General features: G+C 39.0%; 13 protein-coding genes and 1 riboswitch. Of the genes, 3 read left to right on the top strand and 10 right to left on the bottom strand.

Annotated elements, in window-relative coordinates:
• Positions 1-10: 10 nt before the first annotated feature.
• The 6 genes from PDT38_RS08450 to PDT38_RS08475 form a co-directional block, all read right to left on the bottom strand.
• On the bottom strand, positions 11-1,756 hold the full coding sequence (locus PDT38_RS08450; protein WP_270800512.1) for a HAMP domain-containing sensor histidine kinase: 1,746 nt from the start codon (positions 1,754-1,756) through the stop codon (positions 11-13).
• Positions 1,753-2,478 (bottom strand): response regulator transcription factor, encoded by a 726-nt coding sequence (locus tag PDT38_RS08455; RefSeq protein ID WP_270800514.1) that lies wholly within the window; start codon positions 2,476-2,478, stop codon positions 1,753-1,755. The genes PDT38_RS08450 and PDT38_RS08455 overlap by 4 nt, the downstream gene beginning before the upstream one ends.
• Before the next feature lie 121 nt (positions 2,479-2,599).
• Positions 2,600-3,412 (bottom strand): ABC transporter ATP-binding protein, encoded by an 813-nt coding sequence (locus PDT38_RS08460; RefSeq protein ID WP_270800515.1) that lies wholly within the window; start codon positions 3,410-3,412, stop codon positions 2,600-2,602.
• A gap of 17 nt (positions 3,413-3,429) precedes the next feature.
• On the bottom strand, positions 3,430-4,443 hold the full coding sequence (locus tag PDT38_RS08465) for a FecCD family ABC transporter permease (protein ID WP_270801696.1): 1,014 nt from the start codon (positions 4,441-4,443) through the stop codon (positions 3,430-3,432).
• A gap of 5 nt (positions 4,444-4,448) precedes the next feature.
• Positions 4,449-5,426 (bottom strand): FecCD family ABC transporter permease, encoded by a 978-nt coding sequence (locus tag PDT38_RS08470; protein ID WP_270801698.1) that lies wholly within the window; start codon positions 5,424-5,426, stop codon positions 4,449-4,451.
• A gap of 220 nt (positions 5,427-5,646) precedes the next feature.
• Positions 5,647-7,041, bottom strand: a complete 1,395-nt coding sequence (locus PDT38_RS08475) for an amino acid permease (RefSeq protein WP_270800517.1) — start codon at positions 7,039-7,041, stop codon at positions 5,647-5,649.
• A 107-nt stretch (positions 7,042-7,148) separates the two neighbouring features.
• A riboswitch (Lysine riboswitch) is annotated at positions 7,149-7,325 on the bottom strand.
• A 317-nt stretch (positions 7,326-7,642) separates the two neighbouring features.
• Between PDT38_RS08475 and PDT38_RS08480 the strand changes: the two genes are divergently transcribed.
• Positions 7,643-9,499: an LTA synthase family protein gene (locus PDT38_RS08480; RefSeq protein WP_270800518.1), complete on the top strand. Its 1,857-nt coding sequence runs from the start codon at positions 7,643-7,645 to the stop codon at positions 9,497-9,499.
• Between the two features lie 131 nt (positions 9,500-9,630).
• Complete coding sequence (locus PDT38_RS08485) at positions 9,631-11,058, top strand: MDR family MFS transporter (protein WP_270800520.1); 1,428 nt, start codon at positions 9,631-9,633, stop codon at positions 11,056-11,058.
• A 92-nt stretch (positions 11,059-11,150) separates the two neighbouring features.
• On the opposite strand, the gene PDT38_RS08490 is transcribed toward PDT38_RS08485, so the two are convergent.
• Both PDT38_RS08490 and PDT38_RS08495 read right to left on the bottom strand, forming a co-directional pair.
• The gene (locus tag PDT38_RS08490; RefSeq protein ID WP_270800522.1) at positions 11,151-11,990 is read right to left on the bottom strand and encodes an aldo/keto reductase; all 840 of its coding nucleotides are present in this window, start codon (positions 11,988-11,990) and stop codon (positions 11,151-11,153) included.
• Positions 11,991-12,015: 25 nt separating this feature from the next.
• Positions 12,016-12,876, bottom strand: a complete 861-nt coding sequence (locus tag PDT38_RS08495; RefSeq protein ID WP_270800523.1) for an ROK family protein — start codon at positions 12,874-12,876, stop codon at positions 12,016-12,018.
• Between the two features lie 373 nt (positions 12,877-13,249).
• Here PDT38_RS08495 and PDT38_RS08500 point away from each other — a divergent pair, with 373 nt between their 5' ends.
• Positions 13,250-13,666 (top strand): DUF5412 domain-containing protein, encoded by a 417-nt coding sequence (locus PDT38_RS08500; protein ID WP_270800524.1) that lies wholly within the window; start codon positions 13,250-13,252, stop codon positions 13,664-13,666.
• Positions 13,667-13,671: 5 nt separating this feature from the next.
• Here the strand turns inward: PDT38_RS08500 and helD are convergent, their stop codons facing one another.
• On the bottom strand, positions 13,672-16,002 hold the full coding sequence (gene helD / locus PDT38_RS08505) for an RNA polymerase recycling motor HelD (RefSeq protein WP_270800525.1): 2,331 nt from the start codon (positions 16,000-16,002) through the stop codon (positions 13,672-13,674).
• A 178-nt stretch (positions 16,003-16,180) separates the two neighbouring features.
• Positions 16,181-16,789, bottom strand: coding sequence for a trimeric intracellular cation channel family protein (locus PDT38_RS08510; protein WP_270800526.1), 609 nt, complete (start codon positions 16,787-16,789; stop codon positions 16,181-16,183).
• Positions 16,790-16,905 lie beyond the last annotated feature (116 nt).

Below are 16,905 nucleotides of genomic sequence, written 5' to 3' on the forward strand. Positions count from 1 at the left end.
ACTGATAAAGCTAGCTTTGTTTCTTAAACTCAATGGTAATTTCCGTTCCTTCTCCTGTTCTGCTGTCAACCTGGATACTTCCGTCATGGAGATGGACAAGCTCAAGAGCAATGGCCAGACCTAGCCCGCTCCCTTCGGTTGAATCTGTTGTATGTGTTCCCCGATAATAACGGTTAAATAAATTAGAAACGGTTTTCGAATCCATTCCAATTCCATTGTCCTGAATCCGAAGTATGACATACTGCTGTGTTTCTTCAAGTGAAACTTTGATTTCCGTGCCTTTTTGATTATGTTTAACCGCATTGGCGATGAGATTTTCCAAAATCCGTCTAAACCACCCCTGATCAATTGAAAACTCGGTATCTTCACATTGATAAACAAAAGACACATCATAGCCTTCAGAAAACGGGTAGCGGTTAAATTCCTCTACATAGCGCGTTAAAAATGGCACTAGTCTGACTGTTTTCCGTTTAATCGGTAGTGCTGCATTTTTTAATCGATACGTTAAGTTTAGATCTTCGATCAGCTGTGACATGTAACTCGATTTTTCTTTCATCACTTGGCCGATTTCACTAATTTCATCTTTTGTCCATTCGTATTGGGGAGATTCAAGCATCATGCTGTACCCATAGATTGTGCTTAGCGGCGTTTTTAAGTCATGTGATAGCCCTGCAATCCACTCTTCTCTAGTCGTCTGGATTTTTTTGCGATTTTGTTCATTTTCCTTTAATGTTTCAGTCAATTGCTCCATCGATTCGAATACTTCAGTAAACAGTCGGTAAGGCTGTTTTCTTTTCCTTTTATTATTCATGCTTTTCGGCCAACCTTTTCGGTTCTTTGGCTCTTCAAAATGCCCTTTAGATAGATTGACAATCCATTTAATTGTATGAATGATTGGCATACCAAATCGGAACGAGTACCAGAGTGTCATTCCTATCATGAATAATAGTAAACTGCCGATGACGATGAGAACAACTTTTAGAGCTAGGCCAATCATTGAACGATTGAATTCATGATCAGGGTTAAATATTGGATTTGGTGTAGCTGTGACAATCCATTCTGTATCACTTACACGTTGATATGAAAACTCATGTGCATAATTCCATGGTTTCGATTCATATTTTAAGATCTCTAATTCATTAATGCCTTCACTATAATCAATATTCGTATATAAGGAGTCTAAAAGCTGACCTTTTATATTAAACACATATACAGATCCCTTGTTTTCTTTAATGAATTGAAGAGAGCTTTTTTTGTAAGAAGACAGTGTCTTGACATTTTTTTCTTCTCTCAGCAAATGAGACAAAATTTTGTCGCTTTTAGATTCCCATCCAAACAGAATGATATAGTCATGATCATTAAAATTTGCCGACCAATAATTCACTTTGTAATCTTTAATTCTCTTGTTTTCAAAGACGGTAAGTAGTTCTTCCCTCTGATATTTTTTTTGAATGTCATGAGGAAGGTGATAAGAATAGACGGTTTCTTCTTGCCCATTTAAGATTTGCAGCCAACCATCTTGCTTTTTAATTGCTGTTTTTAAGATATCTTCCATTTGCCAATTGCCATCATCATCAATAGATATCCATGATTCAAACGTGTCTGAATTAGCTTTCGCTAAACCTGCATCAGCTTCACTCTGACTAAAGCGTAATGTGAAGAAAATGAGGGATAAGGACAAAACAGCAAGAACAAGCAATAATATAATGAAGATCTGGCCGACAAAATGAAGAATTAACTTCCCCCTAAGCTTCATCCTCGAATCTCTTTTCTTGCCATAATAGGAATAAATTTATAACCTAATCCACGGATTGTCACAATGTAATCAGGATTACTCGGGTCTTTTTCTATTTTTTCTCTTAGTTTTCGAATATGGACCATGACAGTGTTACTGTCACCATATGAAGGAACTCCCCAAACATTTTCGTAGATTTGGTCTTTTGAGAGCACGATGTTTGGATGGTCACAAAAGTATTGTAGAAGCTGAAGCAACTGTGCTGAACATCCGACAATTTCTCCGTCAACAACGAGCTCAGCAAAGTCTGGATAAAACGTAAAGCGCTCATATTCATATGATGTTTTTACCGTTATAGCCCCTTGATTTTCTTGATAAGTCCTTTTTAAATGAGCTCTAACTCTAGCAATTAATTCAAGCGGATTAAAAGGTTTTGTAATATAGTCATCCGCTCCACAGTCAAATCCAGACAATTTATCAAGATCGGATGTTTTTGCGGTCAGAAAAAAGATCGGTGCATTTGTAAAACGGCGAATGTGAGGGGAAACTTCAAAACCGGTCTGTCCCGGCATCATGACATCGAGAAGAATTAAATCTACGGTTTCCTTTTTTACGATTTCTAAAGCTTCTTCAGAACGATTTGCCGTTAATATTTGGGTGAAACCTTCTTTCTTGAGGACACGCCTTACCATTTGAACAATCGCATCTTCATCATCCACAATCAAAATCGTTGCATTCTCCACTCTATTCTTTCCTTTCTTTCTATTTCTTTTTGTCCATCATTCATCATCTTACCATCAATTTTATTGATATCCATTAATTTTAGTAAAAAAAATTAAAAAACAGACATCTTTTTGATGTCTGTTAGCCAATTGCTAGCTTGCTACCTACTTTTCTTTCAATAAGGTCATATGTCAAACATACCGGTTTACCTGTATGCGGATCTTCTACGATGACCGCATCAATCTGAAAAACTTTTTTCAAAACTTCTGTTTTCATCACTTCCTGTGGTGTACCCTCTTGTATGATTGTGCCACCATTCAATGCGACCATATGATGTGCAAAACGGGCTGCATGATTCAAGTCATGGATGACCATCAAAATTGTTCGCCCTTCATCTCGGTTGAGTTTTTCTAATAGCTTGAGAATTTCCAGTTGATGAGCTAAGTCCAAGTAGGTTGTTGGTTCATCAAGTAGCAATAATTCTGTCTCTTGAGCAAGAGCCATGGCAATCCAAACGCGTTGGCGTTGTCCACCAGAAAGAGCTTCAAGCGGGCGATTATAAAACGCCTCTACTCCAGTGACATGAAGCGACCATTCAATCATACGCCGGTCTACTGCCGACAGTCTGCCCATTCCTTTTTGATGAGGAAATCGACCATATGAAACAAGTTCATATACAGTAAGACCATTAGGGGCCTCAGGTGTTTGTGGCAGGATCGCCAGCTGTTTGGCAATGGCTTTTGTCGACATTTGTTGAATAGCGCTGCCATTCAAGTAAACGGCCCCTGTCTTTGAACGATGAATTCTCGCCACAGTTTTTAAAATTGTTGATTTTCCACAGCCATTTGGACCAATTAATGTCGTAATTTTTCCTTTAGGAATCTCAAGATTTAAGTTTTCGACAATCAGTTGCTCGCCATAGGCAATACCGAGCTCATTTGTTGAAAGAGACATTTTACCACCTTTCCTTTCTACTTTGTTTTCATCAACAAATAGATAAAATACGGCGCCCCTAACACAGAAATAACTAGCCCTACAGGAATTTCTGAAGGTGCCAAAATCATTCGTCCGATCAGATCAGCCAGCAAAAAAAGCAATGCTCCTAACAGTGCTGCTGTTGGAATCAAAAACTGATGTTTTGGTCCGACGAGCCTTCTCGCAATATGTGGAGCAACAAGCCCAAGAAAGGTGATATTACCGGCTGCTGCTACAGAGGCGCCACTAAGAGCAGCGGCTGATAGAAGTAAAACAGCCCGTTCTTTTTCAACAGCCGTTCCAAGGCCAGTCGCAATCTGATTCCCTAAACTTAGGATATTTAAATAACGAGCTTTATAGATGATAAATGGAATAAGGGCAACAATCCACGGAAAAACTGCCATAGCGATGTTCCAGTTCGTATTCCAAATATTCCCGGACAACCAGACGGTGGCTTGCATAAAATCGCTTGGGTCCATCTTTAGCTGCAACATTAAGACGGCCGCACTAAATGCTGCATTCACTCCAATACCAACTAAAACAAGGCGAACCGGATTAAGCCCTTTTTTCCAGGCCAGAAAATAGATCAAAGCGATCGCAAAACACGCTCCCAAAAATGCAAATATCGGCAAAGAGAACACGAAGTTCGATTGCAAATGATTGAGAGGCCCTTGAAAGAAGAAAATAAATAGGACAACGGCAAAACTTGCACCAGAGTTGATTCCTAGTATCCCTGGATCAGCTAGATCGTTTTGTGAAACACCTTGCCAGACAGCACCGGCAGTTGCAATTCCCGCCCCTACCAGAATGGCTACTACCATACGTGGTAGACGAAACTCAAACAAGACAAGCGCATCCCGTGCTGTCCCCAGTCCAAAGAACGTTTTTATCGTATCAATCGGAGCGATTCTAATTTCACCTATATTGAGGCTTAATAAAAATATCATAACCATCAATACAGTGATAAGGCTCATGATCATGACGGTACGGTTGATTTTTTTCTTTAGCATTTCCATTATAGCCCCCTTCGATCATGTCGGGCCAAATAGAGAAAAAACGGTACACCAACAAGGGCTGTTACTGCTCCTACCGGTGTTTCAAAAGGAGGATTGAGCAATCTTGCGACGATATCAGCATAGATGAGAAGCACAGCTCCTAAAACTGCCGAACACGGAATGATCCATCGGTAATCAATTCCTACTAAAAAACGAGTGATATGCGGGATGACCAAACCGATGAAGCCAATCGCTCCAGCTACAGACACGGCTGCACCGGTCAACAGCACAACCGCTCCTATTCCAATCACTTTCACTGCCGTTGTATATTGGCCAAGACCTTTTGCCAGTTCCTCTCCTAAGCTTAAAACTGTAATCGAGCGGGCAATCACTAAGACAAGCACCAACCCAATGACGACTGCCGGCAGCAAAAGCTGAATACTTGACCATTTAACACCTGCGATTCCACCTGCATACCAAAAACTCACATCCCGTGCCACATCAAAATGGATCGCAATGCTCGATGATAAAGCGCTCAGCATCGTTCCAACTGCAATTCCCGCCAGAGTCAGCTTCACAGGTGTAAGACCTCCTTGTGAAAACAAACCGATCGCAAAAACAACCAGGGCACCAAAGCCAGCCCCTGCAAACGACCAAAACATCAGTCCAAGCAATGATATCCCTGGAAAAAATGCAAATGCAATGGCAATCGCAAAAGCAGAACCGTGTGTCACACTCAAGATTTCTGGAGAAGCCAGTGAATTTCTTGTCATGCCCTGCATCATCGCCCCAGAAACAGCCAAACAAGCACCAACGAGCATTGCACTAACTGTTCTCGGAATCCTCAGCTCTTGAATAATCTGATGTGCTGTATTTTGAGAATTAAAATGAAACAGCGCGTCCCAAACAGTCCCTAGCTTTAGATCAGCAGCACCAAGGATTATCGATAATGCCGCGCCAACCAACAACAGCAATAACCCGCCTCCTAGAACAATCATTGCACCAAGGGGCCGACTGACAATATGTTGTTGATGATCTGCCTCATTTTCGTTATAAATCTCATCTACCTCCAAAAAAAGCCATTCCTTTCACTATATCATTGATAACGATTATCATTTTCAATATATAGTATATCAGTCTTTTCCTCATTTTTTAATAGAAAACAAAAAAGGAACTGACTCAATTTCTGAATCAGTTCCTGATACTTTACTTTTTAGGTTAGGAATGAAATTTACGATAAATAAAAGGATAAATCATCAGACCGACAAAAAATAGACCAATACCTAGGATAAATGTTTTCATATCAGAGACACCTGTTAAGATAACAAATGTTGAATAGACTAAAGCAAGAACAGCGATCACACCATCCTTTATCCTCGAACCTTTCATTTGATCGTAAGTTTCACCTTTAATAATCAATTTCAGTGAAAAAAGAGCCGATATGAGATATGGAACTAAATAAGCTAGTGTTGCCGATGTCGTTAAAAATTGAAAAGCATCACTGATTGTACCTGAAAGCACTGAAAAAATAAACAACTGTGACATTAGATTTGTCAAAATTAGTGAGTTAACAGGGCTACCTTTCTTGTTCGTTTTTGCAAAGAAAACAGGAAAGTCACCATCTTTCGCTGCCTGATGGGGAACTTCAGAACCGACCAAGATCCAGCCGAGCATTGAACCAAATAAACAGATAATAGCAAGAATCGCCATAATAACACTTCCGGTATTACCAATAATGACATTTAATACATCAACGAACGGTTTATTAGATTGGGCAAGTTGTTCCTGTGATAAGACTCCCATTGTAATAAAAGTAATAATCATATAAATGCTGAGAGCGATTAAAAGTCCAGTAATTGTAGCTCGTTTTACATCACGCTGTGAAGCCGCGCGCCCTGATAAGATAACAGCTGATTCAATCCCAACAAACGCCCATAAAGTTGAAATGGCTGCATTGTACACTTGACCACCGAGTCCGGTTGTTTTTCCATCTACTTCAACTGGAAAATAAAATGAATCAAAAAATGAAGTCTGAAAAACAAATAGACCTGCAACAATAAACAGAATAAATCCGAGTACTTTAGAAAAGGTTGTTAAAAAGTTGAGCTTTCCAGCACCATTTATACTCGTAACAAGAATAGCATGGGTCCCCCACAGAAGGATTGTACAAACGATGAACGTCATAAGCTGTCCCAATGTAACAAAGCGTTCTCCAAGTTTAAACAGTTCGCGTCCGTCAGTTAAAATGGGTAGAAATGTTGTCAAATAACCAGCAAGGCTAGTGATGATTGCTACATTGCTAATCCAACTTGCCAACCAGTAGCCCCATACAACAGTAAAACCTGCTGCATTTCCTTTTTTTCGATCGGTGAATAAAGCTCTAGCATAACTTTGTGGACCTGCTTTAAGATCAGGTCGGCGAATTGATAAATGTCCGAATACAAATGCAATCATTAACACACCACCGCCTGTCAACAACCAAGCCATCGTTACGCCGAGTGGACTTGCCTTTTGTGCAAGCGTACTTGGGAGCATAAATATTCCTGAAGCTATCATATTCCCGACAACGAATGCCGTTAGTAGCCAAAAGCCCCATTTTTTTGTCTGTTCCATAATAGAATACCTCCGAGCATTTTTAAAATATGCCGGACCAGACCGTGAGATCTAAACATAAAAAAGCATGAACAACAGTCCATGCTAAAATTAACATACACTCTTGATCTCCGGATAGCCCTCCGCGGGGAAACCCGCGGCAGTCCTACACTTCTTCAATGCAGGCCCAGCACAAAGAAGGAATGGCTTCTTTATGCTTCGGCGCTGATGCCTTTTACACATGATCACAGGCTCCATCAACCTCACATATGTGACTCATCATCCGCGCAACCTCTACCTCACTAAGAGTTAAGAGTGAGGATTTTTTTCATATATATACTTATGGAAGATTACCAAAGAATGTGCATTCTGTCAAAGGGAACAGGTGGAAAAGCTCAATGACAGATATGTTGCGATTTAACGCCTCATGTGAGTATAATCAAATAAGAACAAATATTCGGATTCTTGATGACCTTTACAACTCCTGTTATAGTTTTTAATTATGTAGTCAACGTCATTTGCACCTTGACAAGGAACTTATGATAGCGTGATATTTGCCAGAGGAAGTTTTTTTAGTAGGTTAAACTTTAAGCTGGATTTTAATGTGAGGAGCTATTTTCCAATGAAAGAACATTTTTTTAAAAAGCAGTGGTTTTTGTGCTTTTCTGTTTTTTTCATGTGGATGAAAACGTATTTCATTTACAAACTGGGCTTTCATTTACAAATGAACAATGGACTAGAAGAGCTGATTCTCTTTATAAACCCACTCAGCTTTCTCATTCCCGTATTTGGCATCAGCCTCTTTTTCCGCGAAAAAACACAGCGGCGGTTTTTAATCGGAGCCAATTTTATTTTGACAGGCATCCTCATCTCAAATAGCATCTTTTATGGTTTCTATATTGATTTTATAACGATTCCTGTGCTGTTTCAGGCAAAAAACATCGGTGGACTTGGGAGCAGTTTTCAAGAGCTGTTCAATCCTCTTTATATCGTTCTTTTTTTAGATTTAGGTCTGCTCTTATGGCTTTCAAAAACCTTTAAAAGAACCGGTGGAAAACGATCGGCAAAAGCCATCAAGATCTATTACACGGTTGCTTTTGGAATTGCGCTTTTTAACCTCGCATTGTCAGAGTTTGAACAGCCCAAATTGTTAACCTATTCTTTTGACAGAGAAATCCTTGTTAAAAATATTGGCTTATACCCGTTCCACTTACTTGATGGGATCTCACAGACATTTCTTTTAACACAAAAAGCGGTTGCTGATGAAGATAACTTGGCCACGATTAAAAACTACACAGACTCAGATTACAGTAAGCCAAATAAAGACATGTTTGGTATTGCCAAAGGTCGCAACGTTATTTTCGTTACGCTTGAATCGACGCAAAGCTTTGTTATTCATCAAAAAGTCAATGGAAAAGAAATCACACCGTTTCTTAATCGGTTTATCAAGCAGAGTTATTATTTCGATCATTTTTACCAGCAGACTGAACAAGGAAAAACATCAGATTCCGAGTTTATTATTGCCAACTCGCTTTACCCGTCTTTAAGCGGCTCGGTCTTTTTCACAAAAAGTGAGAACCAGTATCATTCCCTGCACAAAACATTGGCGAAAAATCATTACAATACCTCAGTGTTTCATGCCAACAACAAAAAGTTCTGGAACAGGGATGTCATGTACAAAGCACTTGGAATTGACCGTTTTTTCGATGTCACACATTTTAACGTGACAGCTGATCAATCAACAGGTTGGGGACTGAAAGATCGAGAGTTTTTAACTCAATCTGTGGAGATGATGAAACATTTACCAAAACCGTTTTACAGTAACTTGATCACACTGACCAACCACTTTCCATTTCAAATTGATGACAAGGATAAACTGATTGATGAATATCATTCAGAAAGTGAAGTATTAAACCGTTATGTGACAACAGTTCGTTACCAAGATGAATCGTTAAAACATTTTATTGAAGAACTGAAACAAAACGGACTTTATGATGATTCGGTGATTGTTTTTATGGGGGACCACTATGGTATTTCTGAAGCACATCAAGAAGCGCTAGGTCAACTTTTGGGAAAAGCAGAAATGACACCATATGACACGATTCAGCTTCAGCGAGTTCCATTGATCATTCACATTCCGGGTATTACAGATAAAAAACCGCGAATCATTTCCGAAACAAGCGGACAAATCGATGTCAAGCCGACATTGCTTCATTTACTGGGAATTGATACAAAAGGAATGATTCATTTTGGTCATGATCTTTTTTCTAATGAAAGAAAACCTTTTGTCGCTCTAAGAAATGGAAACTTTATTACAGATGACTACGTCTATACAAAAAATACGTGTTACAATCAAAAAACCGGAGCTATTGTAAATACCAATAACGCAATCAGCTATTGGAGAGAAAAGGCGAATGAAGAACTTTCCTTATCAGATCAGATTATTAATGGGGACTTACTAAGGTTTTATCAAAAATAATTCATCTGAAAGATAGTTTTGTGGGTAGCATGGGGTTTTAAAACCTTTGTTCCCCACACGACTTGCATTTTATTTCGGGTCTCGATTATTTCATCAAGTGATATTAAAATTTTAATGAAGAAGGTTTTAAAATGAAACAAACAACAAATAAATTGCCGATTGTTGCTGTTCTGATTACTGGAACTTTTATTGCGATTTTAAATCAGACTCTGTTAACAACCGCCATTCCACCTATAATGAGAGATTTACAGATTACTCCGAATCTAGCTCAATGGTTGACAACGATTTTTATGCTTGTTAATGGGATTATGATTCCAGTGACGGCCTTTTTAATTGAAAAATTTACGACGAGAAAATTATTTATGACAGCGATGGGTTTATTCAGTACTGGAACATTAATCTGCGCTTTGTCAGTGAGCTTTCCAGTTTTAATTGTCGGACGAATCGTTCAGGCAGCTGGAGCAGGGATTATGATGCCGCTTATGCAAACCGTTCTTCTTTTGATTTTCCCAAAAGAAAAACGCGGTTCAGCAATGGGGATGGTCGGGCTTGTGATTGCATTTGCTCCGGCACTCGGACCGACTTTATCAGGCTGGGTAGTTGACCATTATCCATGGGAAGTCTTGTTTTACCTATTACTACCTTTTGCAGTGATAGATATGATTGTGGCCTATTTTATTTTAAAAAATGTAACAGAACAAACATCACCAAAGCTAGATACGCCATCCATTATTCTTTCTTCATTAGGGTTTGGGGGCATTTTGTTCGGTTTCGGTAGTGCAGGTGTTGATGGATGGACCAGCTTTGATGTGTTAGCTAGCTTTGCCTTTGGTAGTGTGGCACTCGTTTGGTTTATTAGAAGACAGCTTCGCCTAGAAGAGCCGATATTAGAATTCAGGGTATTCAAATACCCGATGTTTACCCTTGCAACAATGATTGGAATGGTCGTTTTTATGGCGATGATCGGAGCGGCTACTATTATTCCAATCTATATGCAAGATATGCGACATTTTTCTGCAATGGAATCAGGCAAAATGCTTTTTCCCGGAGCTGTTGCGATGGGTTTAATGTCACCGATCACCGGAAGAATTTTCGATAAAATTGGCGCACGGATTTTAAGTATCACAGGATTGACAGCGATCTTTATCACAACATTGTTATTAAGCCAACTTTCACAATCGACACCTTTTGCTTATTTGTCTATCGTTTATGCAATTCGAATGATTGGAATGGGAATGGTGTTAATGCCTGTTACCACTGCAGGGCTTAATCAGCTTCCCCGCCACTTAATTCCACACGGAACGGCAATGAACAATACGATGAGGCAAATGGCAGGATCAATCGGGACAGCTATTTTGATTACGATTATGACACAGCGGGCTCTGACCGATCCAGCAGGGCCAAGGTCTGAAACAGCGATGATCCATGGAGTAAATTTAGCTTTTATGGCTGCCGCTGGTTTAGCCGGTCTTGGTTTAATTCTTTCATTTTTTATTAAACGAAAGCAACGGAGGAGAGAACAACCGAAAAATCATTTGGCTTTTGATAAGAATTCTTGATTGTTAAAATCATGATGCCAGTGTTTGTTCAACATAAAAAGGGCTTCCAACTACTGGACAGCCCTTTTTTCTAGTTTTAGCCTAGGTATGTTTTATTCAAAGTCTTTCATCATCGTATCAGGATCTGAACCTACACGCTCATTTTTGTTAAGTGCATTGATCTTTTCCATATCACCCTTTGATAATTCAAAGTCAAAAATATCCGCATTTTCAATAATTCTTGGCTCTTTAATTGATTTCGGGATCGTAATGACTTCGTTTTGTAAATCCCAGCGTAAAATGACTTGTGCAACAGATTTATTGTATTGATGAGCGATTTTAGACAGCACTTCATGATCGAGTAGTTTTCCGCGCATTAAAGGAGACCAAGCTTCCACTTGAATTCCATGCTTTTTACAATAACTTCTTAATTCAAGCTGGGTCAATCTCGGATGAAATTCGACCTGGTTGACCATCGGTTTGATTTCCGCATCTTCCAATAAACTTTCTAAATGGTGGACATTAAAATTACTAACACCGATGGCTCTGACTCTGCCGTCTTTATAAAGTTTCTCTAAGGCACGCCATGTCTCCTTATATTTATCCTTCCCCGGCCAATGAATTAAATATAAATCAAGATAGTCACACCCAAGCTTTCTTAGGCTTTCATCAAAAGCGGCCAATGTTTTTTCATATCCTTGATCACTGTTCCATACTTTTGAAGTGATGAAAAGTTGTTCACGGGGAATGCCTGACTCTTTAATTCCCTTGCCAACACCTTCTTCATTTTGGTAAATGGCAGCCGTGTCAATGCTCCGACACCCATTTTTAATGGCGGCTTTTACAGATTCAATCACTTCCGAGCCCTCTTCTACTTTAAAAACACCCAGACCAAACCAAGGCATTTTCACACCATTATGTAATTCGACAGTATCCTGCAAACTGCTAACCATTTGAACAACCACCTTTATTAAAGATTTATTTGGCTGTTTGTGCCAAAATTAGCGCCCCTGTAATACCAGCGTCATCTCCAAGACCTGGTGAGACAATGTATTGTTCAAGATCAGGAAGATCGAGGTATCCATTTAAATATGTTGTGAGTTTTTCACGAATGAGCGGAAATAAGTGCTGTTGCTTCATAACCCCTCCACCCATAATAATTTTTTCTGGGCACAAAATTAAAATATATTGCATGAGCCCTTGAGCTAAATAATCAGCTTCAAGTTCCCATACCTCTTGAACATCCGCCAAATCTTTACCTTGTTTTCCCCAACGCTTCTCAATCGCTGGACCTGCCGCCATCCCTTCAAGACACTCCCCATGATAAGGGCAGTTACCTTTAAATGAATCACGTTCATGCCGTCTAATTAAAACATGACCCATTTCAGGATGTGTCACACCTTGAACCAGTTCGCCACCAACAATCGCTCCGGCACCTATCCCTGTTCCAACTGTAATATATAAACAGCTATTTAATCCCTTTGCCGCTCCTTTTTTGATTTCTCCAAGAGCTGCTGCATTCACATCTGTTGTAAAAGAGACAGGAATGCCAAGCCTTTTTTCCAGTTCAGGAATAAACGGATAGTTCTTCCATGCTAATTTTGGTGTATTTGTTATGTAACCATAGTCAGCGCTTTCCTTATCTACAGATATCGGGCCAAACGAACCAACACCTAATGACTCAAGCTTATGTTTTTCAAAAAAAGGAATCAGCCTGCCAATCGTCTCCTCAGGTGTTTCCGTCGGAATCGTCAGTCTGTCAATCATTTCACCTGTCTCTGTTCCAATTGCACAAACAAATTTTGTGCCCCCTGCCTCAATTGCACCATAATATTTCATGATTTTGACTCCTTTTGATGTGTTTTTAGTCTTTAATTGAATAATAAATGAGTCCAAGATCGAAAGCAACTCAAATGAGAACATTAAGACATGACCTTGCGGGGGTTTTCAAAAAACTGTTGAAAGTTCACTCTCTTTTGGAGGTTGTCGAAAGAGAATGGATCGTGAAAACAATGCCAAACAATACAGTGCTATTGTCTTTTGTTTCACCTCTGAAGAAAGTAGCTGATGATACCTACTTTAAAAATCGGTCGGTAACAGCCAAGTCTGCAAAAAACTTGTGCTATCATCATAACCATAATAAACGTTCCTGCGTCTTCTCTTTTTAACTAACAAAACTGAAAATATTTTAAAAAGGGAGGGAGATAGCTTCATGTCAAATAAGAATTGGAAAGATCCTGAATTAGGAGAGTTTAAAAAAAGCATTCACCGAAAAATACTATTTATTGTTTTAGCCATTTTACTTACAGTTGCTGTTCTCATCAGCTATATCGTATATACCCATTTCTATTCAATGGGTCATTTGCCAGAGGGCAAATGGATTCAATCTTCGACTTCTCCAAATCAACAATATAAACTAAACATCTATCTAGTCAATAAAGGCGGAGCAACTGTCGCTTATTCAATCAGAGGCGAATTGCTAAATGTCTCAAGCAATAAACGAAAAAATATTTATTGGGGCTACAGAGAACAAGCAGCGAACATCATCTGGAAAGACAACAAACATGTGTCCATCAATAATAGAGTGCTTGATGTACGTTCAGATACATATGATTGGAGAAGAGAGTAAGCCATTCACTCTCTTCTTGAATACATCTCATTTGGAATATCTTTTAAAAATGGGCTTGCTTCACCACACGAAAAAAGGTGGAGTTCATGCATCGCTCTTGTACAGGCTGTATAAAACAGATTCCGTTCCGTTTCACGCCCATATTGTTTTTTCGATCCGTCATAGATGATGACGGCATCAAACTCGATCCCTTTTGCTAGATAGACAGGGATGACCAACACACCCGATTGGAAAATGCGTGTTTCTTTATCAATGAGTTTGAGAGTTATGTGCTTCTCCAACTGGTTTGCTGCCTCATGACATTCTTGCACCGTTTTACATATAACAGCGATGGTCTTCTGCCCATTTTTTTGCAAATTGGTGATTTGCGAAACGATCTTGTTTCGGTGTACTGAGACATGGTTTGAAATGGTCAATGTTGGCTTTGTACCACTTCGGTTAAAGGGTTCGATCTCATCGCCTCCATTAATAAGCCGCTTTGTAAATTCGACGATCTCTTTTGTCGACCTGTAGCTCCGCCTTAATTGAACGATCTTTGTTTTCTCGACCTCATTTATATCTTTCGAATGAAGTGTTTTTTCACGAAGTGTATGGGCGAGGATGGCTTGGTTTACATCACCCAAAATCGTCATTTTACTTGAAGGAAACAGACTTTTGAGAAAAGCAAATTGAAAAGGTGAATAATCTTGTGCTTCATCAATAAATAAATGACGAATCAGCGTATTTTTTTCCCCGTCTTTCAACTGATTTTTCAAATAAAGAAATGGTACAGCATCTTCATAAAGCAACTGGTTGAAGCAAAACGTTTTTTTCGTGTATGAGCAAATACGTTCCCACTCATCCCTTTTGAGAGCTGAAGGAGCCCAATCTGAAAAAAGCTGTAAGTAAACTCTTTTAAAATCGATAAAATTCAAGGTCTTTACCGCCTGTTTTAGCGGTTTAAACTTTTGTTTGACAATCATCTTAGAGAGCAGTTTTTGTTCTCTTTCATAATCATCAAATGTGTTTTCCGCAAACTGCTGTTCTTCCTGAAGATGTTTATAGGCTTTCAAATAATCCTCTTTATCCAAAAGCTCGATTTCTTCAATAACCCAATCTTTTTTTCTTTCCTGTTTTTCTTGCTCTTTTAATAATTGTAAAAGCCATTTTGCCGTTTGTTCGATCCGATATGGAAGCGATCTTGAAACATCAAGTGATTGAAAGAAAGTAGAGATCTTTTCAACTGTGACCATTTTTTTCCCTCGAAATGTCAATTTTTTAAATAGTAAATTCCCATTCCCTAAAAAGATGAGATAATCATCAATAAAAGTTTTAAATGCCAGACTTGATTTAAATTCAATTGATGTCAATCGCTTGTGATCGTTTTTATTTTCTGAAGCTGTCAAACAATCTTCCAACTGTTGAAACGGATTTTCACATATTACCTGCTTTCCAAGTTGTTTCTCTAAATATTCCTGAAATGTTGTCTGTTGAATGTTTTCCTCACCAAGCTCAGGTAGAACATTGGCAACATAACTGTTAAACAGAAGGTTCGGGGAAAACAACAGCATTTGATCTGCTGCTATTTTTCCACGTCCTCGATACAACAAATAAGCGGCACGCTGAAGTGCTGCCGAGGTTTTTCCGCTGCCTGCCGCCCCTTGCACAATTAAATAATGGCTTTTTTCATCTCGGATAATCTGATTTTGTTCTTTTTGAATCGTTGCGACAATACTTTTCATCTGAATATTAGCCTGATTCCCTAACACTTCCTGTAAAAGTTCGTCTCCAATTGCCATATCTGTATTAAACATCGCTTTCAACCGACCGGCCTTCATAAGAAACTGTCGTTTCAACTCGATCGTTCCATAAATCGTTTCTTCAGGAACTTCATACTCAGCCGGTCCAGGGACATAATTGTAATACAAACTGGAGATCGGTGCCCGCCAATCATAAATCAAAAAACGTTCTTCTTTTTCATCCATCAATGAACTAAGTCCAATATAAATAGATTCGGTTTTTTCAGTGCCTTCTTCTAAAAAATCGATACGTCCAAAGTAAGGAGATTCTTTTATTTTTAAAAGCTTTTTTACTTGGCTATAAAATTGTTTATGACTTCTTTCTCTTTCTGATAAAAGCTCTGCCTGCTGTTTAATACTTGTAAAGGTTTCAACCGCTTCATTTTCATCGGCTAAATTCAGTGTGACATCATCCCAGAAGTTTTTTCTTAAATCAATGATGTCATGTTTTAATCCACCGGTCTTTTCCTTTAGAGATTGAAGTTTTTTGTCCAATTCTTTTAACACCATTTTGACTCGGTTTTCTTCTTCAAGCCATTCTCGATCAATTTCCGGCATGTCATTCACTCCTTTAAAAAGATTTGACAAAGAAAATGATTGATGATACAATACAATTGGATATCTTTATAAAAAAACTATTTTAATGTTAAAGCAATCTTTATCTTACCATAAACTCATGCGTTATACAACGCAAAAAAGCCGATCTTTCAGCTTGAAGGATCGGCTTTTTTCTCATTCAGCTATTTGACCGAATTGAACGGTTCGGCAATTTCCAGTTAAACATATAAGAACAAACTCGGCACACCACAAGGATGGCAAAAAGCATATATAATGTAATAGATTTCTCAGCCCAGCCAAGGCCGATAATCAAACCGCCTAAAGCAGCCCAAACGGCGTAAATCTCCGTTTTAAGGACAAGTGGTTTACGTCCAGCCAAGAGATCTCTAATCATTCCCCCACCGCTTCCTGTCAAAACGGCGGCTACAATTACCGCACTAATCGGATGGTTCATATGAACAGCATATAGTGCTCCTTGGATAGCAAAGGCAGATAAACCGATCGCATCGGAAAAACTCCCCCAAACATTCCAGTGCTTTAACAATAGCATGGGAAACAAGAAGACAATGGTCACTGAAACTAAGGCAATCAGAAAAAGATCCCCTTGTTCCCATAAAGCAGATACCGGCACACCGATTAAAAGATTCCTAATTGCCCCTCCGCCAAACGCTGTAACAATTCCTAATATATAAACTCCCAAAATATCATACTCTTCTTCCATTGCAACAATCGCACCGCTGATTGCAAAAGCGATCGTTCCAATGATACTCAGCACTTCCCAAGCCATCTATGTTGTCCTCCATACTCATGTTCAATCTTTTTGATTTTATAATGAGCCTCGTTTATAAATCAAGCTGAAAAAATGAAAAATATCTTTCCAGATTGTGAGAAAAAATGGTTGGG

Origin of the sequence: Bacillus changyiensis (genome assembly GCF_027706145.1) — a bacterium.
Taxonomy (GTDB): domain Bacteria; phylum Bacillota; class Bacilli; order Bacillales; family Bacillaceae; genus Bacillus; species Bacillus changyiensis.

Bases quoted from the DNA above. Each gene is read 5' to 3' on its own strand.
- PDT38_RS08450 (WP_270800512.1), bottom strand. From the start codon at position 1,756: ATGAAGCTTAGGGGGAAGTTAATTCTTCATTTTGTCGGCCAGATCTTC.
- PDT38_RS08475 (WP_270800517.1), bottom strand. From the start codon at position 7,041: ATGGAACAGACAAAAAAATGGGGCTTTTGGCTACTAACGGCATTCGTT.
- PDT38_RS08495 (WP_270800523.1), bottom strand. From the start codon at position 12,876: ATGAAATATTATGGTGCAATTGAGGCAGGGGGCACAAAATTTGTTTGT.
- PDT38_RS08480 (WP_270800518.1), top strand. From the start codon at position 7,643: ATGAAAGAACATTTTTTTAAAAAGCAGTGGTTTTTGTGCTTTTCTGTT.
- PDT38_RS08510 (WP_270800526.1), bottom strand. From the start codon at position 16,789: ATGGCTTGGGAAGTGCTGAGTATCATTGGAACGATCGCTTTTGCAATC.
- PDT38_RS08490 (WP_270800522.1), bottom strand. From the start codon at position 11,990: ATGGTTAGCAGTTTGCAGGATACTGTCGAATTACATAATGGTGTGAAA.
- PDT38_RS08460 (WP_270800515.1), bottom strand. From the start codon at position 3,412: ATGTCTCTTTCAACAAATGAGCTCGGTATTGCCTATGGCGAGCAACTG.
- PDT38_RS08470 (WP_270801698.1), bottom strand. From the start codon at position 5,426: ATGATTGTTCTAGGAGGCGGGTTATTGCTGTTGTTGGTTGGCGCGGCA.
- PDT38_RS08465 (WP_270801696.1), bottom strand. From the start codon at position 4,443: ATGCTAAAGAAAAAAATCAACCGTACCGTCATGATCATGAGCCTTATC.
- PDT38_RS08500 (WP_270800524.1), top strand. From the start codon at position 13,250: ATGTCAAATAAGAATTGGAAAGATCCTGAATTAGGAGAGTTTAAAAAA.
- PDT38_RS08485 (WP_270800520.1), top strand. From the start codon at position 9,631: ATGAAACAAACAACAAATAAATTGCCGATTGTTGCTGTTCTGATTACT.
- helD (WP_270800525.1), bottom strand. From the start codon at position 16,002: ATGCCGGAAATTGATCGAGAATGGCTTGAAGAAGAAAACCGAGTCAAA.